The sequence below is a fragment of the Micromonospora nigra genome (genome assembly GCF_900091585.1).
GTDB classification, from domain to species: Bacteria; Actinomycetota; Actinomycetes; order Mycobacteriales; family Micromonosporaceae; genus Micromonospora; species Micromonospora nigra.
The window spans coordinates 1,150,328-1,171,066 of record NZ_FMHT01000003.1 but is presented as its reverse complement, the minus strand read 5'-3'; the positions used below and the strand labels follow the sequence as shown (position 1 = coordinate 1,171,066).

At 75.7% G+C, this 20,739-nt stretch carries 17 protein-coding genes and 1 pseudogene; 10 read left to right on the top strand and 8 right to left on the bottom strand.

Annotation, left to right across the window (positions count from 1 at the left end):
* Position 1 precedes the first annotated feature (1 nt).
* The 5 genes from GA0070616_RS04565 to GA0070616_RS04545 are packed head-to-tail and all read right to left on the bottom strand — an operon-like array spanning position 2 to position 3,828.
* A complete protein-coding gene (locus GA0070616_RS04565) occupies positions 2-1,129 on the bottom strand; it encodes a glycosyltransferase family 2 protein (protein ID WP_091076743.1) in 1,128 nt (375 codons plus the stop codon).
* Positions 1,126-2,025 carry a carotenoid biosynthesis protein gene (locus GA0070616_RS04560; RefSeq protein WP_091076740.1) on the bottom strand — a complete coding sequence of 300 codons (900 nt, stop codon included), beginning with the start codon at positions 2,023-2,025 and terminating at the stop codon, positions 1,126-1,128. The genes GA0070616_RS04565 and GA0070616_RS04560 overlap by 4 nt, the downstream gene beginning before the upstream one ends.
* A complete protein-coding gene (locus GA0070616_RS04555; RefSeq protein WP_091076738.1) occupies positions 2,022-2,612 on the bottom strand; it encodes a GNAT family N-acetyltransferase in 591 nt (196 codons plus the stop codon). The genes GA0070616_RS04560 and GA0070616_RS04555 overlap by 4 nt, the downstream gene beginning before the upstream one ends.
* Positions 2,609-3,343 (bottom strand): monooxygenase, encoded by a 735-nt coding sequence (locus GA0070616_RS04550; RefSeq protein ID WP_091076735.1) that lies wholly within the window; start codon positions 3,341-3,343, stop codon positions 2,609-2,611. The genes GA0070616_RS04555 and GA0070616_RS04550 overlap by 4 nt, the downstream gene beginning before the upstream one ends.
* Positions 3,340-3,828, bottom strand: coding sequence for a YbaK/EbsC family protein (locus tag GA0070616_RS04545; protein WP_091076732.1), 489 nt, complete (start codon positions 3,826-3,828; stop codon positions 3,340-3,342). Before GA0070616_RS04545 ends, GA0070616_RS04550 begins: the two co-directional genes overlap by 4 nt.
* Positions 3,829-4,326: 498 nt before the next feature.
* On the opposite strand from GA0070616_RS04545, the gene GA0070616_RS04540 reads away from it, so the two are divergent.
* The 9 genes from GA0070616_RS04540 to GA0070616_RS04505 all read left to right on the top strand — a co-directional run bounded on the left by GA0070616_RS04540 (position 4,327) and on the right by GA0070616_RS04505 (position 15,145).
* Positions 4,327-4,776 carry an SAV_6107 family HEPN domain-containing protein gene (locus GA0070616_RS04540; protein ID WP_091076728.1) on the top strand — a complete coding sequence of 150 codons (450 nt, stop codon included), beginning with the start codon at positions 4,327-4,329 and terminating at the stop codon, positions 4,774-4,776.
* 154 nt (positions 4,777-4,930) lie between these two features.
* Positions 4,931-5,716, top strand: coding sequence for a hypothetical protein (locus GA0070616_RS04535; protein ID WP_091076725.1), 786 nt, complete (start codon positions 4,931-4,933; stop codon positions 5,714-5,716).
* A complete protein-coding gene (locus GA0070616_RS04530; RefSeq protein ID WP_091076721.1) occupies positions 5,713-7,389 on the top strand; it encodes a Y-family DNA polymerase in 1,677 nt (558 codons plus the stop codon). Before GA0070616_RS04535 ends, GA0070616_RS04530 begins: the two co-directional genes overlap by 4 nt.
* 228 nt (positions 7,390-7,617) lie before the next feature.
* Positions 7,618-10,890 (top strand): error-prone DNA polymerase, encoded by a 3,273-nt coding sequence (locus GA0070616_RS04525; RefSeq protein WP_425412982.1) that lies wholly within the window; start codon positions 7,618-7,620, stop codon positions 10,888-10,890.
* Between the two features lie 104 nt (positions 10,891-10,994).
* Positions 10,995-11,168: a hypothetical protein gene (locus GA0070616_RS27980; RefSeq protein ID WP_175439982.1), complete on the top strand. Its 174-nt coding sequence runs from the start codon at positions 10,995-10,997 to the stop codon at positions 11,166-11,168.
* Positions 11,169-11,387: 219 nt separating this feature from the next.
* Positions 11,388-12,152, top strand: a complete 765-nt coding sequence (locus GA0070616_RS04520) for a methyltransferase domain-containing protein (protein WP_091089868.1) — start codon at positions 11,388-11,390, stop codon at positions 12,150-12,152.
* A complete protein-coding gene (locus tag GA0070616_RS04515; RefSeq protein ID WP_091076716.1) occupies positions 12,149-13,333 on the top strand; it encodes an alkaline phosphatase family protein in 1,185 nt (394 codons plus the stop codon). The genes GA0070616_RS04520 and GA0070616_RS04515 overlap by 4 nt, the downstream gene beginning before the upstream one ends.
* Positions 13,334-13,371: 38 nt before the next feature.
* Positions 13,372-14,631 carry a DNA polymerase IV gene (locus GA0070616_RS04510; protein ID WP_091076712.1) on the top strand — a complete coding sequence of 420 codons (1,260 nt, stop codon included), beginning with the start codon at positions 13,372-13,374 and terminating at the stop codon, positions 14,629-14,631.
* Between the two features lie 115 nt (positions 14,632-14,746).
* The gene (locus tag GA0070616_RS04505) at positions 14,747-15,145 is read left to right on the top strand and encodes a DUF3040 domain-containing protein (RefSeq protein ID WP_091076708.1); all 399 of its coding nucleotides are present in this window, start codon (positions 14,747-14,749) and stop codon (positions 15,143-15,145) included.
* Positions 15,146-15,500: 355 nt separating this feature from the next.
* On the opposite strand, the gene GA0070616_RS04500 is transcribed toward GA0070616_RS04505, so the two are convergent.
* The 3 genes and pseudogenes from GA0070616_RS04500 to GA0070616_RS04490 all read right to left on the bottom strand — a co-directional run bounded on the left by GA0070616_RS04500 (position 15,501) and on the right by GA0070616_RS04490 (position 20,340).
* Positions 15,501-17,972 carry a transglutaminase TgpA family protein gene (locus tag GA0070616_RS04500; protein WP_091076705.1) on the bottom strand — a complete coding sequence of 824 codons (2,472 nt, stop codon included), beginning with the start codon at positions 17,970-17,972 and terminating at the stop codon, positions 15,501-15,503.
* Between the two features lie 16 nt (positions 17,973-17,988).
* On the bottom strand, positions 17,989-19,284 hold the full coding sequence (locus tag GA0070616_RS04495; RefSeq protein ID WP_091076702.1) for a DUF58 domain-containing protein: 1,296 nt from the start codon (positions 19,282-19,284) through the stop codon (positions 17,989-17,991).
* A 1-nt stretch (position 19,285) separates the two neighbouring features.
* Positions 19,286-20,340, bottom strand: a pseudogene (locus tag GA0070616_RS04490) (AAA family ATPase).
* Positions 20,341-20,586: 246 nt separating this feature from the next.
* Here GA0070616_RS04490 and GA0070616_RS27975 point away from each other — a divergent pair.
* Positions 20,587-20,727, top strand: coding sequence for a hypothetical protein (locus GA0070616_RS27975; RefSeq protein ID WP_175439981.1), 141 nt, complete (start codon positions 20,587-20,589; stop codon positions 20,725-20,727).
* The last annotated feature ends 12 nt before the right edge of the window (positions 20,728-20,739 follow it).

Below are 20,739 nucleotides of genomic sequence, written 5' to 3'. Positions count from 1 at the left end.
CCTAGGTGACCGGCCGGCCACGCCAGGACAGGCGCCGCCGCTTCCGCAGATGGTACGACCGCGCGGTCAGCCAGCCGAGCACCACGACCGACACGGGGTGGGCCAGCGCGTCGGGCCACCACCGCCCGCCGGTGGCCCGGGCGGCCACCACGCGCCCGGCCACGCCCGCCGCGTACGCGGCCGACGCCAGGCCGGCGACCGCCGGCGCGCCGGCCAGAGCCGCACCCACGGCCACCAGCGGGGGAGCGGTGTAGAGCGTCAGCAGCAGCGCCACCACGGCCGCCGCCGCGCCGGGGTGCCCGAACGAGGCCCACAGCGACTTGGAGTACCCGTCGCGCAGCTGCGGCCAGGTGTCGTACATCCGGCAGGCGGCCAGCCGCGAGCCGTCCGCGAGGGCGACCCGCCCGCCGGCGCGTTTGACGGCCCGCGCCAGCTCCACGTCCTCCAGCACCTTGTCGGACACCGCGGCGTGCCCGCCGGTGGCGACGTAGCCGGCCCGGTCGAGCACCAGGAACTGCCCGCCGGCCGCGGCCAGCGACGGCCGAGGCGAGCGTTCCATCGCCCGCAGCGGCAGGAAGGTCAGCCACAACCACTGCAACAGCGGCTGGACCAGCCGGTCGGCCGCCGTCGCCACCAGGATCCGGGGGTACGGCGACAGCAGCGTCACCCGCGCGGCGCGCAGCTCGCCGACGGCGGCCGCCACCGCGTGGGGGCGCAGCACCACGTCCGCGTCGACGAAGACCAGTGCGGTGGCCGCCGGATCAGCCCGGGTGGCCAGCTGCCAGCAGGCGTGCGGCTTGCCCAGCCAGCCCGGCGGTGGGGCCACCCCGGTCAGCAGGGTGACCCGGGGGTCGTCGCCGGCCACGGCGCGGACCACCTCGGCGGTGCCGTCGGTCGACCCGTCGTCGAGCACCACGATTCGCAGCCCCGGCACGCCCCGCTGGGCGAGCAGGGCCCGCAGGCAGGGGGTGACGCGGTCGGCCTCGTCGCGCAGCGGCAGCAGCACCGCCACGGTCTCGGTGACCTCAGCCGGCCGGTCGGCGGGCCGGCGCAGCCAGCGCCCGGCGTTGACCAGGGCGTGCCCGGTCAGCACGGCGACGCCGAGCAGCAGGGCGAGCGCGCCGGTCATGCCGGCACGTCGACCCGGGTGGGTCGGGGGCGGTCGCCGTCGTCGGCCCGTCGTCGGCCCCGCAGCAGCGTCACCGCCAGCGGCACCGCGACCACCGACATGGCGCCCGCCCCCCACACCGCCGACGCCGGCAGGCCGAGGAAGACCGCGTGGGCCAGCACGCTGGAGAAGTACGTCCACAGGTAGAGGGCGTACATCGGCCGGTCCCGGGCGTCGGTGGCGGCGACGGTCGACCCGGCGAGGGGACGCAGGGCGGTCATCATCAGCACCGCGAACAGCAGCCAGCCCAGGTAGTTGCTGATCGGGATGCCGGGCAGGCCGGGCAGGGCCGGGGTGGCGTCCCGCCAGGTCCAGTGGCCCTCGGCCACCATCTGCGGGTCGAGGAAGAGGTCCCAGGTGGTCAGGCCGAGCGTGGCCAGCGCGATGCGGGGCAGGTGCAGCCGGCGCGACCAGGCGGGCCGCCCCGGTGCGGCCCCCCGACCCGGCCGGCCCCCACCGGTCAGCCGGGTCGCCGCCAGCCAGGCCGGCCAGGCCATCCAGGTCCAGGCGAGGGGGATGATCAGCGGCACTCCGGCGAGCTTCGGCCCGAGCTGGCCCGAGTAGTCGTAGCTGCCGAACGGGAAGCCGGTGGCCACGCCGAGGGCCTCGATGGCGAAGCCGCCGCCGGTGGCCACCGCGACCAGTGCCGCCGCCGCCCGGGGCCCGCGGGTGAGCAGCGCGTGGCCGACCGAGAGCAGGTAGCCCAGCACGACCGTGGCCACGGTCAGCTCCGCCCGGGTCTGCCCGCCGGTCAGCGGGTAGCAGATCTGGGCCAGCACCAGGACCGCCAGCAGGGCCCAGGGCAGCCGGGCGGTCAGCCGGTGGCCGGGGTGGCCGGAGCCGGTGTGGCCGGTCACCGGGCGGCCGGTCCGGGAGGCGCCGGGGTGGCCGGCGCGGGGCCGGGCGCGGGCAGCGGCAGGCTCCGGCCGAGCACCCCGAAGGGGCGCTCGTCGCCGGGGAAGTGGAAGTCGCGCAGCACGTCGAGGAAGCCGAACCGGCGGTACAACCGCCAGGCCCGTGAGGTGCCCTCGTCGGCCTCGGGGGTGGACAGCAGGGTGGTCGTACCCTCCGCCATGGTGAGCAGGGCACGCAGTTGACCGGCACCCAGGCCGTGCCCCTGTGCGGGGGGCCGCACGTGCAACTCGACCACCTCGAAGCAGTCGGTCAGCCAGCGCTGCCGGGCCTCCGGGGACAACGCCCGCCACACCTGGTCGTGCCACCACTGACCGGGGGCGCCGAGATAGCCGTACCCGAAACCGGCCAGGTGGCCCTCGCTGGTGAGGCTGGCCACGGCACGGAAGCCGGGCCGGCGGACGTGGGTGGCGATGTAACCGCGCCGGGCCTGGAGCAGCTCGGCACGGTATCCCATCGCCTCGCCGTAGACGGCCACCACGTCGTCCAGCCGGCGGACGAGATCGTCCGGCGTCCACCGCACCAGCCTCATACCCGCCCATCCTCCGCGATCGTGTCGCCGTCGGCGACCCAGCCCAGCACCGTCCGGTCGCCGACCACGTCACGCACCTCGAACCGCGCGAAGAGTTCCTCCGCGTACCACCCCTCGGTCGGGGTCCGCGTGATCGCGGCGCGGTGCTCCGGGCGACGGTACGCGAAGGCCACCAGGTCCGCCTGGTCACGCCACACGCTGACGGTGCCCTGCCAGCCCAGGGGTGCCTCGCCGACGCCGAAGCGGGCCAGCAGCCCGGGTGCGGCGTGCAGGGCGGCGGCCACCGGCGGGACCGCCCGCCAGAAGGTGGCCGCCCGGCGCAGCCGCAGCCGGGCCCGGGTCAGGGCCAGCACCGGCCCGGCCACCCGCCCGCCGGCCGGGTCGCCGAACGGCCGCCGGCCGGACCATTCGCCCCGGCTGGTCACCGGGCGCAGGTCGACCCGGACCGCCGCGCGGGCGAGCCGGGCCCAGGCGCGACCCACCGGTGAGGCGTCGAAGCCCGCCGCCGCGGCGGGAGAGTCCCACACGGTCAGCGCCGCCCACCGGGTCGGGTCGGCGTCGCCCGGCCCGAAGCCGGTTCCCGTGCCGGTGCCGAGCAGTTTGGCGAACCGGACGCCGGGCAGGGCGCGCAGCCGGCGCGGATCCAGCGCCATCCGGGTCAGCACGCGGGGCAGCGCTGTCCGGGGGACCTGCCACACGTGCAGGGTGACGAGGTCGGGGACGGTGTTCACGCCACGTCGGCCGGGGTGCCGGCGGTGAGCCGCAGCAGCTCCGCGTACGTGGTGGGGAAGACCGCCCGGGGGACGCCACCGGCGGCCCACACCTCGGCGTACGTGGCCAGGGCGGTGTCCACCAGGGTGCGCAGTGTCCGTGGGTGACCCACGGGGGCGACTCCGCCGATCACCTGGCCGGTGTGTTCGCGGACGAAGTCCGGGGCGGCCCGGCGCAGCCGGGTGACCCCGACGGCGGCGGCCAGGGCGGTGGTGTCCACCCGGTGCGCGCCGGAGGTGAGCACCAGCAGCGGCGTGCCGTCGGCGTCGAAGACGAGCGAGTTGGCGATCGCGCCGACCTCGACGCCGAGCGCCTGCGCGGCTGCCGCGGCGGTGTGCACCGCCTCGGGCAGCAGACGCACCGCGCTGGGTGCGCCGGAGCCGTCCCGCGCGCCGGCGCCAGAGAGCGCGTCCTGCACTGCTCGGACGTTCGGGTGTGACTGCATGCCGCCATTGTTCCCGGTACGTCCGTGCGGGGCTCGACCGGCCACGCCGCCGCGTCCCGCCCGGTGCCGTGATCAGCGCAGGGGTGCCGGAGCGGATGCCCCGCCGCGCGCGTCACACGTTGCACTTTCGTCCGGGGGAGGGTGTACTGTCAGCAGTAGTTAGAACGAGTGTTCGATTGCCTCGAACGTTCGTTCCAACCACCCCGGGACGGTGTTTCGCGGCACCGGTCCCGGGCGGTGCGGCACCGCGGGCCGCGCCAGGGGTTCCGGGCAGTCGCGAGTCCGGTCCCGTCAGGCAGGAGCGTCGGCCGCCGCCCACGACCCCCGGGCGGCGGCCGACGAACCCGCCGGTACGCCGGCCGGGTGTGGTGTGGGGAAGCTCCGCACCCGGCCGGCCCCCACAAGCGGTGCGTCTTCCTCCGCACCCACCCGACCCGGCGCCCCGCCGGCGGCCTGTCCGCGCGGGGTGGCGCCTCGGCCACGTGGAGGAGACAGCCCATGCCGACCAATCCGGTTCAGGCGCCGACGGTGCCGGCGCACGTGCTGCCGCACCGCACCCCCGCCCAGCTCCTCGCGGTCTCCCGGCGCGGGCTGGCCGAGGCTGCCCAGACCCGCCCCGACGGTCTCCGTTACGCCGCCGCCCACCTCGCCGCGCTGCGTGCCGCCGCCGCCCTGCTCGCCGCCCGGGCCCGTCCCGCGCCGACCCGGCGGCACCGGGTCACCAGCGTCTGGGTCCTGCTCTGCACCGTCGCCCCCGAGCTCGACGAGTGGGCCCGGTTCTTCGCCGCCGGCGCCGGTAAACGGGCCGCCGCCGAGGCCGGCATCCCCCGCGTCGTCACCGCCCGGGAGGCCGACGACCTGCTCCGCGCCGCCGAGCAGTTCGTCGCGGTGGTGGAGACCGCTCTCGGCCTGGTCCACCAGCCACAGCTCGACGGTCTCGCCGCCTGAGACACGGCGTCCGGCCACCACCGGCGGGACCCAGCGGTGGCCGGACGCCGTCCGGCGCGTCCTCGGTGAGCCAGCCAACTCCTCGGCGCGCCGACCGAACACAGCACCAGCCGCGGGCCGGAACCCGTGGCACACACGACAGGGGGTAGGTCCGATGGCGGGCCGGATGATGGTCGGCTCCGCCGCACTGGCCGAGTTGGTGCGCCCGGCGAGCGCACCCGACCCGGCAGGCGGTCACCGCGTCCTGCCGGTCGCCCCGGAACTGACCGCCCTCCTGCCGGGCCGGGGGCTGCGCCGGGGCAGCACCGTCGCGGTCGCCGCGGCCCAGTCCCCGGGCAGCGGCACCACCTCCCTGGTGCTGGCCCTGCTCGCCGAGGCGTCCCGGGCCGGGTCGTGGTGCGCCGTGGTGGGGGTGCCCACCTTCGGGGCGGGCGCAGCCGCCGAGCTGGGCATCGCCCTCGACCGGCTCGCCCTGGTGCCGCATCCCGGGCCGGAGTGGGCCACCGTCGTCGCCGCCCTGATCGACGGCATGGACGTCGTGGTGACCGCGGTGCCGGGCACCGTCTCCGCCTCGGTCACCGCCCGGTTGGCCGCCCGGGCCCGCCAGCGGGGCAGCGTCCTGGTCCCGTACGGCCGGTGGGACGGCGCCGACGTCACCCTGCGGGTGGTCCGGGGGGCATGGGAGGGCCTCGGGCCGGGGCGGGGCCGGCTGCGCCGCCGGGCGGTCACCATCTCCGCGCGGGGGCGCGGTGCCGCCGCGCGCCCCCGGGAGGCCACGGTGTGGCTACCCGGTGACGGGCTCACCCGGGTGATCCCGGCCCCCGCCCCGACGGCGGTCGCCTCGGCCACCGGCCGGTCGACGGCGGGCCGCCTCCGTGCACTTCCCGCCGCCGCGCCCAGCCCCTTCCGTCCCGCGTTCGCCGTGATGGGGCCGGCATGACCGGAACCGCCCCCCGCCGACCGGACGGGCCGGTGCGCACGATGCTGCTGTGGTGCCCGGACTGGCCGGTGATCGCCGCCGAGATCGTCGACGGGGTGCCCGCCACCGGTCCGGTGGCCGTCCTGCACGCCAACCGGGTGGTCGCCTGCTCGGCGCGGGCCCGCGCCGAGGGGGTGCACCGGGGTCTGCGCAAGCGGGACGCCCAGGGCCGGTGTCCGCAGCTCACCGTCGTCGAGTACGACCCTGGGCGGGACGCCCGGGCGTTCGAGCCGGTGGTCGCGGCCGTGGAGGAACTGGTCGCCGGTGTCGAGGTGGTGCGTCCCGGCGCCTGCGCGATGTCCGCCCGGGGTCCGAGCCGGCATCTCGGCGGCGAGGAGGCGGCCGCGGAGCGGATCGTCGAACACGTGGCGCAGACGTGCGCGGTGGAGGGCCAGATCGGGGTGGCCGACGGCATGTTCGCCGCCGGGCTGGCCGCCCGCACCGGACGGGTGGTCCCGGCCGGGAACAGCCCCCGGTTCCTCGCCGACCTGCCGGTCGAGGCGCTCAGCCGTCCGGCGCTGGCCGACCTGCTGCGCCGGCTCGGCGTGCGGACCCTGGGCGACTTCGCCGCGTTGCCGCCCGGCGACGTGCTGGCCCGGTTCGGCTTCGACGGCGCGTTGGCCCATCGGCTCGCGACCGGGCGGGACCATCGCCTGCCCGCCGCGCGGCGACCCCCGGCCGACCTGACGGTCACCGCCGACCACGACGAGCCGCTCGACCGGGTCGACGCCGCGGCGTTCGCCGCTCGGGCGTTGGCCGAGCGGCTGCACGAGCGGCTCGCCGCGCACGGACTGGCCTGCACCCGGCTCGGCATCGAGGCGGTCACCGCGCACGGGGCGGAGCTGCACCGGGTATGGCGGCACGACGGCCTGCTCACCGCGTCGGCCATCGCCGACCGGGTGCGGTGGCAGCTCGACGGGTGGCTCTCCGGTGCCACCGGTCGGGCCGGTGCCCGGCCGGCCCGACCGACGTCGGGCATCGTCCGGCTGCGGCTGGTGCCCGACGGGGTGGTGGCCAGGGCGAGCCTGCAACCGGGCCTGTGGGGGGAGGTCGGCGAGGAACGGGAGCGGGCGCAACGGGCGCTGAGCCGGGTCCAGGGCATCCTCGGCCCCGAGTCGGTGGTCACGGCGGTGCTCGGTGGCGGGCGGTCCCCGGCCGACCAGACGCATCTGGTGCCGTGGGGCGACGAACGGCTCCCGGCGCGACCGGGGGCCCCGACACCGTCTGCGGCGGTGTCCGCGCAAACGGTGGTGGCGGCCGGGGAGACTGCGGCCGGGCGGGCGGGGGTCCTTGGTGGGGCGGGCGGACCGCCGTGGCCCGGCCGGCTGCCGCCGCCCTCGCCCGCCGTGGTGCTGCCCGTGCCGGTGGCGGCGGTCGTCCAGGACGCCACCGGAGGGCCGGTCGGGGTGAGCGCCCGGCTCCAGCTCAGCGCCCCACCCGCCCGGCTGGCCGTCGACGGCGGCCGGCCGGTGGAGATCGTCGGCTGGGTCGGTCCCTGGCCGGTCGACGAGCGCTGGTGGTCGCCGGCCGAGGCGTGCCGTCGGGCCCGCTTCCAGGTCTGCCTCGCCGACGGGGGAGCCCTGCTGCTCGCGGTCGAGTCGGGCCGGTGGCTGGTGGAGGCGATCTATGACTGACCACCGGGGCGCGGCTGTCATCCACGCGCCCGACCGACCCGGCGCGTGCGTCGTCCACGGTGGGGGAGTGGCACGGTGAGCTTCCACAATCCGGAGCTGCCGTGGTCCGAGTTGGAGCGGGTGCTCTCCGGCCGGTCCGGGGAAGGCGGCCGACCCGCCGACGCCCACCCCGCCGGGGCTGGGCCGGGCCCGGCCGGGGGTGGTGCGCGGGGGCGCGCGGAGCGGCACCTGCACGTGGTGGACCCGCTGGCCGTCGACGCCGACGGGGGCGACGCGCCGGCCTGGAGTCGCCGGCGACAGCACTACCGGCCGCCCGACCTGCCCCGCCCGGACGACCCGGTGCCCTACGCGGAGCTGCACACGCACACCAACTTCAGCTTCCTCGACGGGGCCAGCCACCCCGAGGAACTGGCCGAGGAGGCCGCCCGGCTGGGGCTCACCGCCCTGGCCGTCACCGACCACGACGGCTTCTACGGGGTGGTGCGCTTCGCCGAGGCGGCCCGCGCGCTCCACCTGCCGACGGTGTTCGGCGCGGAGCTGTCCCTCGGGCTGCCGGGGCCACAGAACGGTGAACCCGACCCGCACGGCACGCACCTGCTGCTGCTCGCCCACGGCCACGAGGGGTACGCCCGGCTTGCCACCACCATCGCCCGCGCCCACCTGCGGGGCGGGGAGAAGGGCCGTCCGGTCTACGGCACGCTGGAGGAGGTCGCGGCCGACCTGCGCGACCACGTGCTGGTGCTGACCGGCTGCCGCAAGGGGCACGTGCCGTCGGCACTGCTCACCGAGGGGGTCGACGCGGCGGCCCGCGAGTTGGACCGGCTCACCGTCCTGTTCGGCGCGGAAACCGTGGCGGTGGAACTGACCGACCACGGGCACCCCGTCGACGCCGACCGCAACGACGCCCTGGCCGAGCTGGCCGCCTCAGCCGGGCTGCCCACGGTGGCCACCAACAATGTGCACTACGCGACCCCGGGGCGGCGCCGGCTGGCCACCACCCTGGCCGCGGTGCGGGCCCGGCGCAGCCTGGACGAGATCGACGGCTGGCTGCCCGCGGCCGGCACCGCGCACCTGCGCAGCGGGGCGGAGATGGCGGCCCGGTTCGCCGCGTACCCGGGGTCGGTGGCCCGGGCCGCCGCGTTCGGCGCCGAGCTGGCCTTCGACCTCCAACTGGTGGCGCCGCGGTTGCCGGCGTACCCGGTGCCGCCAGGGCACACCGAGATGAGCTGGCTGCGCCGGCTCACCATGGACGGCGCGCGGGAACGCTACGGCCCGCGTGAGGCGCACCCGCAGGCGTACGCGCAGCTCGACCACGAACTGGACATGATCGAGGCGTTGGACTTCCCCGGCTACTTCCTGGTGGTCTACGACATCGTCACCTTCTGCCGCCAGCAGGACATCTACTGCCAGGGGCGGGGCTCGGCGGCGAACTCGGCGGTCTGCTACGCGCTGCGGATCACCAACGTGGACGCGGTCCGGCACCGGCTGCTGTTCGAGCGGTTCCTCGCCCCCGAACGCGACGGCCCGCCCGACATCGACGTGGACATCGAGTCCGACCGCCGGGAGGAGGTGATCCAGCACGTCTACGCCCGGTACGGCCGGGAGCACACCGCCCAGGTCGCCAACGTCATCTCGTACCGGCCGCGTTCGGCGGTGCGGGACGTGGCCAGGGCGTTCGGTTTCTCCCCCGGCCAGCAGGACGCCTGGAGCAAGCAGATCGACCGGTGGGGCGAGGTGGCCACCGTGGACGTGCCGGACATCCCCGAGCAGGTGGTGGCGTACGCCAACGAGGTGCAGACGTTCCCCCGACACCTGGGCATCCACTCCGGCGGCATGGTGATCTGCGACCGGCCGGTGATCGAGGTGTGCCCGGTGGAGTGGGGGCGGATGCCCGGCCGCAGCGTGCTCCAGTGGGACAAGGACGACTGCGCCGCCGTGGGGCTGGTGAAGTTCGACCTGCTCGGTCTCGGCATGCTCTCCGCGCTGCACTACGGCTACGACATGATCGGTGCCAGTCTCGACCTGGGCGACATGACGCTCGACGATCCCGAGGTGTACGACATGCTGTGCCGGGCCGACTCGGTCGGGGTGTTCCAGGTGGAGAGCCGCGCCCAGATGGCCACGCTGCCCCGGCTGAAGCCGCGGTGCTTCTACGACCTGGTGGTCGAGGTGGCGTTGATCCGTCCGGGCCCCATCCAGGGTGGCTCGGTGCACCCGTACATCCGGCGTAAGAACGGCCAGGAACCGGTGACGTACGCGCACCCGCTGATGCGCAACGCGCTGGAGAAGACCCTCGGGGTGCCGCTGTTCCAGGAGCAGCTGATGCAGCTCGCCATCGACCTGGCCGGCTTCGACGCCGCCGGGGCCGACCAGTTGCGCCGGGCGATGGGGGCTAAACGGTCGGTGGAGCGGATGGCGCAGATCGCCGACCGGCTGTACGCGGGGATGGCGGCTCGCGGCATCACCGGGGAACTGGCCGACGACGTCTACCGCAAGCTCACCGCGTTCGCCAGCTACGGCTTCCCGGAGAGCCACGCGATGAGTTTCGCCTACCTGGTGTACGCCAGCTCCTGGCTCAAGCGCTACCACCCGGGCCCGTTCCTGGCCGCCCTGCTCAACGCGCAGCCGATGGGGTTCTACTCGCCGCAGACCCTGGTCGACGACGCCCGCCGGCACGGCGTGGAGGTCCGCCGGCCGGACGTCAACGCCAGCGGTGCGGCGGCGGTGCTGGAGTCCACCCCGGACACCCGGTGGGGCAGCGTGCCGGGAGAGCCGCCGCACGCCTGGGGGCTGGGCGGGCCGGCCGTGCGGCTCGGGTTGGGCAGCGTGCGTACCCTCGGCGACGCGGTGGCCGAGCGGATCGAGGCGGAGCGGACGGCGGCCGGGCCGTACCGTGACATGCCGGATCTGGCGCGGCGGGTGGGCCTCACCGCCGCGCAGCTGGAGGCGCTGGCCACCGCGGACGCCTTCGCCTGTTTCGGCCTGACCCGGCGGCAGGCCCTCTGGGCTGCCGGCGCGGCGGCCCAGGACCGGCCGGGCCGGCTGCCCGGCACCGTCACCGGTACGACCGCGCCGACCCTGCCGGGCCTGGAGGCGGTGGACCGTCTCGTCGCCGACGTGTGGGCCACCGGGCTGTCCCCGGAGAGCCATCCGGCACGGTTCCTCCGCCCGCAGTTCGACGCCCTCGACGTGGTGCCGATCGACCGGTTGGGTCGGGTGGAGCCGGGCCGGCGGATCCGGGTCGGCGGCATCGTCACCCACCGGCAGCGCCCGGCGACCGCCGGCGGGGTCACCTTCCTCAACCTGGAGGACGAGACGGGCATGCTCAACGTCACCTGCTCGCCAGGGCTGTGGCAGCGCTACCGGCGGGTGGCCCGCAGCAGCCCCGCGCTGGTGGTGCGGGGCCGGTTGCACCGGCACGAGGGGGTCACCAGCCTGACCGCCGACCGGCTCGACCCGATCGAACCACCGGTCAGTCCGCCCTCCCGCGACTTCCGCTGAATCACCACTGGTCGGCAGTGGCTCAGCTCACTGTTTGTCCGACCCGGACGGGGGAGAATTCCGGCACGCGTGGGCAGAGCGGCCCGCGCGGGGAGGGATGAGCAGTGAGCGGAAAGCAGACGTCCTTCGGTGCGGTGGCCAACGCCCGTCGCACGCGGCTCGGCGCGGGGTGGGCGCCAACCCACCACCCTGAGACCCGGGAGTACCAGGTCACCGACGGTCCGGTCGCCAACGTGCGGCGGTCCCGGGCCGAGGAGGAGCAGGCCGGCGGGGCATGACCGGGGCACCGCCGGGTCACTGCCGTGAGGAAGCGGTTCGGGGCCACTGCCGCGGGGAGCGGTTCGGGGCACTGCCGCGGGAGCGCTCGGGGCACTGCCGCGGGGGAGCGCTCGGGGGCGGCGCGGGCTGCGGGAGCGGCCCGGCGGCGCCCCGCGCGCCGGTCGAGGGGCCGGTCGTCGTGCGACGGCGGCCCCGGTGGCGGGGGCCGGGTGGACCGGGTGACTAGGCTCAGCCAGGTGGAGCAGACCCGAGGCCTCGCCGGGCCGCCGCTGACCCCCCGTACCGCTGTCATCTGGTCGGTGCTGCGCGCCGAGTTGGAGCGCCGGCCGGGGGCCGAGCTGACCGTCGTCGACGTGGGTGGTGGCACCGGCGGGTTCGCCGTGCCGCTGGCCCGGGCAGGGCACCGGGTCACGGTGGTCGACGCCAGTCCCGACGCGCTCGCGGCGCTGACCCGTCGGGCCGCCGAGGCCGGGGTCGCCGAGCGGGTCCGCGCCGTGCAGGGCGACGGTGACGCGCTCGCCGGGCTGGTCGAGCCCGCGACGGCCGATCTGGTGCTGTGCCACGCCGTGCTGGAGGTCGTCGACGACCCGGTGCCGGTGGTGTCCGCCGTGGCCGGCGCGTTGCGACCGGGCGGCGCGGCAAGTGTGCTGGTGGCCGGCCGGGCCGCCGCGGTGCTCGGCCGGGCCGTCAACGGCCACCTCGACACGGCCGCCGCGTTGGCCGACGACCCGCACGGCACCGCCGGGCCCCGGGACAATCTGCGCCGGCGCTACGACGTCGAGGGCGCCGCCGCGCTGCTGGCCGCCGCCGGGCTCGTGGTGGAGGAGATCCACGGGGTACGCGTGCTCGCCGACCTGCTGCCCGCCGCGGTCGCCGACGGTCAGCCCGCGACCCTGGTGGAGCTGGAGCGGGCCCTCGCCGCCCGGCCGCCCTGGCGGGACCTCGCGGCGCAGCTGCACCTGTTCGCCCGCCGTCCGGCATGACCGTCACCGGTCCCGGCGTCGGTCCGCCGGCTGTCGACCCGCTGGCGCCGGTGGCGCCCCGCTACGGCGGCGGGAGCCTCGCCGACGTGCTGCCCAGCGCCCTGGCCGTGCTCGGCGTGCCGGGTGTCGCGGACCCGCTCGGGCTCGCCGCCGACCTGGCCGGGGTGCGCCGGGTCGCGGTGCTGCTCGTCGACGGGCTGGGCTGGTACCAGATCCCCACGGCCGCGCCCCACGCGCCGACCCTGGCCGGGCTGGCCGCCACCGTGGGTCGACCGCTGACCTCTGGTTTCCCCTCCACCACCCCCACCAGCCTGGTCACCCTGGGCACCGGTGTGCCGCCGGGCACGCACGGGGTGCTCGGGTTCACCCTGCGGGTGCCGGGCACCGACCGGGTGGTCAACCACATCGAATGGGCGGCCGATCCGGAGCCGCTGCGCTGGCAGCCGGTCCCGACCCGGCTGGAACAGGCACGGGCGGCGGGGATCGCGGTGACCGTGGTCAGCCGCCCGGAGTTCGGCGGCAGCGGGCTGACCGTGGCGGCGAACCGGGGCGGCGACTACCGCGGGGCGGCCGGCGTCGACGCGCTGGTCACCACGATGCTGACGGCCCTGTCCGCCGGTGACGGCCCGACCCTGGTCTCCGGCTACCACCCCGACCTGGACCGGCACGGGCACCTCAGCGGCGTCGACTCGGCACCGTGGCGGGCCGCCGCCACCGAGGTCGACGCGCTGCTGACGCGGCTGGTGGACGGGCTGCCGCCCGACGCGGCGCTGCTGGTCACCGCCGACCACGGGCAGCTCGACGTGCCCGCCGGGCACCGGTTCGACCTGGACACCGATCCCCGGCTGCGGGCCGGGGTGCGGGTCGTCGCCGGTGAGCCGCGGGTGCGTTACCTGCACGTCGCGCCCGGTGCCGACGGTGACGTGGTGGCCGCCTGGTCGGCGGTGCTCGGTGACGCCGCGCGGGTGTTGACCCGGGCGGAGGCGGTGGCGACCGGCTGGTTCGGTCCGGTGCCCGAGGAGCACCTGCGTCGCGTGGGGGACGTCGTGGTGGTCTGCAACGACACGTACGCGGTGCTGGCCAGCCGCTCCGAGCCACCCGTGGTGTCGCGCCTGGTGGCCTTCCACGGCGCGGACACCGCCGCCGAGATGACGATCCCGCTGCTGGTCGTGCGGGGCTGACCGGGCCGATTGTCGGGGCCGGTGGCTACGCTGCCGGAATGGGCCGCAGCCAGTCGTTGCCCCGGGGTGACGACCCCCGGTTCGGGCCGGACGCCGACGACACCGGCTGCCCGATCCTGCACGTCGACATGGACGCCTTCTTCGCCTCGGTCGAGGTGCGTCAGCGGCCGGAGCTGCGCGGCAGGGCCGTCGTGGTCGGCGGGGTCGGCCCGCGCGGGGTGGTCAGCTCGGCCAGCTACGAAGCCCGGCGGTACGGCGTCCGCAGCGCCATGCCGACCGCCCGCGCCCGCGCGTTGTGCCCGCACGCGGTGTACCTGCCGCCCGACTTCGCGCGGTACACGGCGGCCTCCCGCGCGGTCATGCAGATCTTCCGTGACGTCACGCCCCTGGTCGAGCCGTTGTCGCTCGACGAGGCGTTCCTCGACGTGGCCGGGGCGCGGCGGTTGTTCGGCTCGCCGGCGACGATCGCCCGCCGCATCCGCGAACGGGTCGAGGCGGAGCAGAGGCTGACCTGCTCGGTGGGGGTCGCGCCGAGCAAGTTCGTGGCCAAGCTGGGCTCCACCCGCGCCAAGCCCGACGGGATGCTGGTGGTGCCGGCGGGTCGGGTGCTCGACTTCCTCCACCCGCTACCGGTCGCCGCGTTGTGGGGGGTGGGGGAGCGGTCCGCCGAGACGCTGCGCAGGCTGGGTCTCACCACGGTCGGCGACCTGGCGGCGGCCCCGGTCGGCCTGCTGCGCCGGGCCGTCGGCGACACGGCGGCGGCCCACCTGCACGAGCTGGCCTCGGGGCGGGATCCGCGGCGGGTCACCCCGGAGCAGGTGGAGAAGTCGATCGGCGCGGAGCTGACGTTCGACGTGGACGTCGTCGACCCCGGCGAGATCCGTCGTGCGGTGCTGGGTCTCGCCGAGAAGGTGGGAGCGCGGTTGCGGCGGAGCGGTCAGGTGGGGCGGACGGTGTCGGTGAAGGTGCGGTTCACCGACTTCCGCACGGTCACCCGATCCCGCACCCTCGACGTGTCCACGGACGTCGCCCGGGAGATCTTCGACACGGTCTGGGCCCTCTACACCGCGCTCGACCCGGGTGAACCGGTCCGGCTGGTCGGCGTACGGGTGGAGGGGCTGTCCGGGGTGGGCGACACGCCCCGACAGCTCACCCTCGGCGCGCCCGAGCGTGGCTGGCGTGAGGCGGAGGCCGCCGCCGACGCGGCGGCTGCCCGTTTCGGGCGGTCCGTCATAGGTCCGGCGAGTCTGCTCGGGGCCCGGGACCCCCGCCGGAACGAAAATCCGACCCGGCCGTAGGTCGTCCCGCTTTCCGACACGCGGAGGCCCTCGTAGACTTGCGGGTAAGCAGCCGGATGGCTGCCACGGTCTGTCGGTCCGACCGGGCCGACCAACGTGACCGGGGAGGAGTGCCGTGCCGCTCTCGGAGCACGAGCAGCGGCTGTTCGAGCAGATCGAGCGGTCGCTTGCCGAGGACCCCAAATTCGCCTCGGCCGTGCGCGCCAGCGATCCGCGTTTACACACGCGGCGTCGCCTGCTCGTCGCTGCCGGCGTGATCATCGCTGGCCTGGCGTTGTTGGTCTATGGCGCGGTGATCAAGACTCCGCCACTGGCAGTGGCGGGATTCGTTGTCATGCTGGCCTCGGCCGCGTTCGCGGTGCAGTCGCACCGACGGGCGCAGTCACCCGACCTGCACGTGGTGGGGGGCACGACGAGTCGTCGGCGCACCCGCAGCCGCGCGGCGGGCCGGCGGCCGTCTTTCCTGGATCGGATGGAGGACCGGTGGCGGCAGCGCCCGGAGGGGCACCGCTGACGCTGTCCCGCCGCTGAGGCGGGGCGCACATCTGACGGTCAGGCCGTCGAGCTGATGCTCGGCGGCCTCCGCCGTGTTCGGAGGTCGGCGGGCTCGCCGGCCCCGGCGGGCTCGGACCGCCCCGGCGGTCCCGGCGGGTTCGGCGGTCCCGGCGGTCCCGGCGGGTTCGGACCGCCGGTCCCGCCGCCCGGGTACCCGCCCGAGGTGGGTGGTCCGGCCCGGGCTGCACGCGAGATGCGGCATCCGGCGGTATCCGCACTGCTCGTTGGGCCGGTATGCCGCATCTCGCGCCCGGCACCAGCGCGCCCGGCACCAGCGCGCCCGGGGCCGGCGTGGGCTCAGGTCGGACGGGAGGTCAGCGGGCCGCCCGGCCCGCGAGCAGCCGGCGCGGACTCCAGCGCAGCAGCCGCTCCCGCAGTTCGCCGACCCTCACCACGGCGCGCGAGGAGGCGTCCGCGGTGCCCGTACGCCACCGCTGGAGCACCGACGGCGGCAGCACGGCGGCCACCAGTCGGGTACGCCGACCGGCCTTCCTGGCGAGCACGCCGCGTACCGTGCGCAGGGCCGGCAGCAGGGGCTCGCCGGTCAGCGGGTCGCGGGCGTACCGGGCGCGTTCCTCGGCGCGGCCGAGCAGCCGTACCGCCGAATCCGCCTCGGCGTCGTCGACGAGCGCGTCACGGACCAGCCGGTCGGCGGTGGCCCGCGGCGTCTCGGTCCGGTCCACCGGCACCCGGTAGTCGACGAGCGTGTCGATCAGCTCGTCCCAGGCGGCGTGCGCGTCCGCCCGGGCCCGGTCCGGATCCACGGCGACCACCACGGACGGCCGCCCCGCGACAGCCTCCGGGCCGCCGCCGGCCGCGACCGCCGGCCGGGCCGTGGCGAACCGACCGCCCCGCCGGCGCCGCAGCGCCATTCGCCGCAACGCGGGTACGGCCAGCAGCAGGAGCAACCCCAGGATCCCGGCCACCCACAGCGGCCACACCGGCATCCCCCCGGCCGGGGTGTCCGAGCCGGCGGCGACGCCCGGATCCAGCGACTCCTCGAACTGGTTGGGCCGCTGCGGCCCGGCGGACGGGTCGGCACCGTCCGGGCCGTCCGTCGCGCCGGCGGACGGCGTCACCGTCTCAGGCGCGTCGGTGTCGGGCGCCCAGGCCGAACGGGTGGAACCCTGCACCCCGTACGCCGGGGTGGCGTCGAACGGCACCCAGCCGATCCGGTCGAAGTAGACCTCGGTCCACGCGTGCAGGTTGCGGTTGGTCAGGGTGCGCGTGTCCCCGTCCCGGTTGCTGCCGTTGGTGAAGCCGAACGCCACCCGGGCGGGGATGCCCGCGTCGCGGACCATCCACGCCATCGCCGCGGCGTACTGCTGGCAGTAGCCCACCTTGTTGCCGAGGAAGTCGAGGATCTGCTGCCCGCTGGTGCCCTCCTCCGTGCTCAGCCGGTAGCTGAAGCCGTTCTCCGCCGAGAAGTAGTCGTAGATCGCCCGGACCTTGTCGTACTCGGTGCGCTCGCCCCGGGTGAGCGTCTCCACGAGGGCCTCCACCTCGGGCACGTCCGGGGTGCGGGTCTGCTGTCGGCGCAGCGGGCTCTCCGCCGACAGGGGGCCGGCCGTCCGCAGCACCGCCGGGCTGTACGTGGAACGCACGTAGTCGAACTCGTACCGCTTGCCGCGGGAGTTCTCCCGATTCGAGAAGATGATCTGGAGGTTGGGGTCGTACAGCCAGTTGCCGTTGAGGTCGCTGGTACGCACCGGCTCGGCGTACACGGGCATCAGCGGCATGGCGAGGCTGCGGGTCACCTCGACGACCGCCCGGTGTCGGGCCCGGTCCACGCCCGCCAGGTCGCGCCCCGACGGTTCGGGCAGCTCCCGGGTGACGGGGGAACCGGTGGGGCTGCGCACCCGGAAGCCGTCCGTGGTCAGCTCGTCGGCGACCCCGAAGCGCAGGTAGAACGGCTCGGACTCGGTGGTGGTGACCTTGACCAGGTCGGTGACCTCGCTCTGGTTGAGCTGCCCGCTGAGGGCCGCGAACAGGTCGACCCGGCCGGGGACACCGCCCAGCCCCGGGCCACCGGTGCCGGTGCCGGCGCCGCCGCCGAGCGTGGTCAGCAGGCCGCCGGTCATGCCCGGCACGGCCAGCGGCAGCATCACGGCCAGCGCCACCCCGACCACCGCCAGGCGGCGCCCCGCGGCGGCCAGCGGCGAAGCCTCCCAGACGTCGACGTCCCGGCCGTCCCCGGTGAACCGCCGACCGAACCGGCGTACCCGGTCGACGTTGTCGGTGACCAGCAGCCACAGGTAGCCGGCGGCGCCGATGGCGAACGGCACCGGCGGGACGCTGTCGACGTACACCGCCACCGGCACCGAGTAGATGGCCAGCATGGGCAGGCCGGCCAGCGCCGGGCGGCGCAGCCCCACCGCGACCACGTCCACCACCACGGCCACCCCGCCGACGCCGAGAACCGTGATGAACAGCAGCGGATCGGTGTCCGGCACCTCGACGCCGTACGAGCGCATGTCCCGTACCGAGTCGCCGAGCAGGGCGGCGAAGTGCGCGAACGTGTCCGGGGTGGGCAGCACGGCGAGCAGCTCCCCGCCACTCGGGAACAGCCAGGTCAGGGCGAGGGTGAGCCCGGCCGCCATGGCCAGCACCTGGGCCCACAGCGGGGCCCGCAGCATCCGGGCCAGCGCCGCCGCCGCCGCGACGGCGGCGACCGCGATGATCGACTGCACCAGCCACGTCCAGCGGTCGAAGATGGCCGACAGCGGCGCGGCGGCCAGCAACGTCGCCGCCGCCGCGACGAGGCCCAGGTTCCGGTGGGCGGTCATGAGGGGACCCTTCCGTTCATCGCGCGCCGGCAACTGTCTCGGCCATCGCCGCCCGCAGCGCGAAGCCCTGCGAACCGCGGCCCGCCTGGGGCCACAGCGCGGGCAGCCGGCCGCCGTGGTCGACCCCGACGACCCGCCAGCCGCTCTGCAACAGCGCCAGCGCGGCGGCGTCGTGGGCCTGGTCGGCCTCGACCCGAGCCTTTGCGGGCAGGTTGAGCCAGGCGGCGGAGTCCAGCAGGAAGGCCACGCAGGTCGCCCCGTTGCCGCGCAGACCGGCCAGGAGTTCGGCCTCGGCGGTGCTCAACGACCCGAGCAGGGCGATGATCAGGCCGCCGTCGGCCCGCTGCCGGACCCGCTGCACCAGGTCGGTGATCTCGACCCGCTGGTCCAGGTGGACCTCCGCCAGATGGTCGAGCAGCAGCCCCTCGCCGGCCGCCTCGGTGGCGTCGACGTCGGTGCCCGAGCCGGTGACCAGGCGCAGCTTGTAGCCGGCCTGGCGCAGGTGCACGGCGACACTGGCGGCGGCCGACACGGCCCACTCGAAGCTGGCCGTCGGTCCCTCACCCTGGTGCCCGAACGCGCGGGTGTCCAGCAGGACCGTCGCCCGGCTCTCCCAGGGCTGCTCCTCCCGGCGCACCATCAACTCGCCGGTGCGCGCCGTCGACTTCCAGTGCACCCGGCGCAGGTCGTCGCCGCGCCGGTACTCCCGAGTCGCCGCGTCGTCCTCGCCGTGCACCGCCACGGAACGGGCCCGGCTGTCGCCGCTGCCCGCGTACTCCCCGGGAAGCCGGACCGGCGGCAGCGGGGTGACCTGCGGGATCACCGTGAGCCGGTCGGTGCTCGGGAAGGCCCGGCTCAGTTCGCACAGGCCGAACGGGTCGGTCAGCCGAACCACCAGCGGACCGACCTCGTAGCGCCCGCGCACGTCCGCCCGCACGGTGTACGCCACCGAACTGGCCTGGTGGGCACCCAGCCGCTCCAGCACCACGCGGGGTCGGCTGCCCAGGGCGTAGGGCAGCCGGTCCTCCAGCAGCAGGGTGCCGGTGGGCAGCCGGGACAGGTTCTGCAGGCGCAACATCACCCGGGCGCTGGCACCGGCCGGAACCCGGGGCGGCTCCAGCGACCGCGTGCAGGCCAGCTTGTAACGGCTGCGCCCGACGTAGAGCGCGGCGAGCAGCGGCAGGATGGCGAGCAGCACGGCCACCCGGAGCAGGTCCTTCTCGCCGAGGATGCCCGCCGAGACACCCGCGGCGACCGCCGCGGCCAGGAATGAGCGGCCCCGGGTGGTCAGCCCCCGCAGCCCGTCGCGCACGTCACGGCCTCCGCGGCTCGTACGGCGCGCGGCCGTTGCTGGGTGCCGGCGGCCGGGTGTCGTACGGCGAACGGTGCCGGTCGTGCGGCAGTGGCAGCCGGTGCACCAGCTCGGCGACGATCGCGTCGGTGGTGCGCCGGGCGAGCTGCGCGTCGGCGGTGGGGATGATCCGGTGCGCCAGCACCGGCACCGCCAGCACCTGCAGGTCGTCGGGGAGCACGTAGTCGCGGCCCTCCAGGGCGGCCACCGCGCGGGCGGTGCGCAGCAACTGGAGGGTGGCCCGGGGGAGGCCCCCAGCCGCAGGTCCGGTGACTCGCGGGTGGCGGTGACCAGGTCGATGGCGTACTGCTTGACCGCGTCGGCCACGTGCACCTGCCGGACGTGGCCGATCAGCTGGCGCACGGTGTCGGCGTCGGAGACCGCCCGCAGGCCGGCGAGGGGGTCGACCTTGCCGTGGGCGTCGAGCATGGCCAGTTCCGCGCCCACGTCCGGGTAGCCCATCGCGATCCGGGCGGTGAACCGGTCGCGCTGCGCCTCCGGCAGCGGGTACGTGCCCTCCATCTCGATCGGGTTCTGGGTCGCGATCACCATGAACGGCGTCTGCAACTGGTAGGTCACCCCGTCGACGGTGACCTGCCGTTCCTCCATGCACTCCAGCAGCGCCGACTGGGTCTTCGGCGAGGCCCGGTTGATCTCGTCGCCGACCACCAGGTTGGCGAAGACGGCACCGGGGCGGAACTCGAAGTCGTGGGTCTCCTGGTTGTAGACGCTGACTCCGGTGACATCGCTGGGCAGCAGATCGGGCGTGAACTGGATGCGGCGCACCGAGCAGTCGATCGACCGGGCCAGGGCCTTGGCCAACTTCGTCTTCCCGACGCCCGGTACGTCCTCGATGAGCAGGTGGCCCTCGGCGAGCAGCACGGCCAGGGCCAGCCGTACGGTGGCGGTCTTGCCCTCGATCACCTGCTCGATGTTGCTCACGATGGCGTCACTGGCGGCGCGGAACTCGTCGTGCGGCAGCAGACCGCCCACCTCGTCCCAGGTCTGTTGTGTCACGGGCCTCCTCCTCGTCGCCGTCACGGCAGCTCTGTATAGAGCACCTGGACCCGCCGTTGGGTTCGCGACGTGCGAGCCTCGTCTGCCGCAGCAATCTCACTGGCCTCTCAGGCTAACCATGTTTGTCGTCAACGCCGACAGCCGCAGGTGTTTGACCGGTTACGCAGTGATTCACCGGTCACGCAACGCATGCTCCCGGTTCGTCGGGGTAAGCGCCGCCAGCCCCGCGCCCTCGGACGGAGGACCATGAGCGAGTCGAGCCCGCCGATCAACCCGGGCTCGTGGCTGCTCGCGATCCGGTGGCCGGCGGTGCCGCGCCGCGCCGGGCCGGACCTGCGGGTGTCGGCTGCCTACCTGCGGGGCGACGCCGCCGCGCCCGGTTCCTAGAGCCGCCCGATG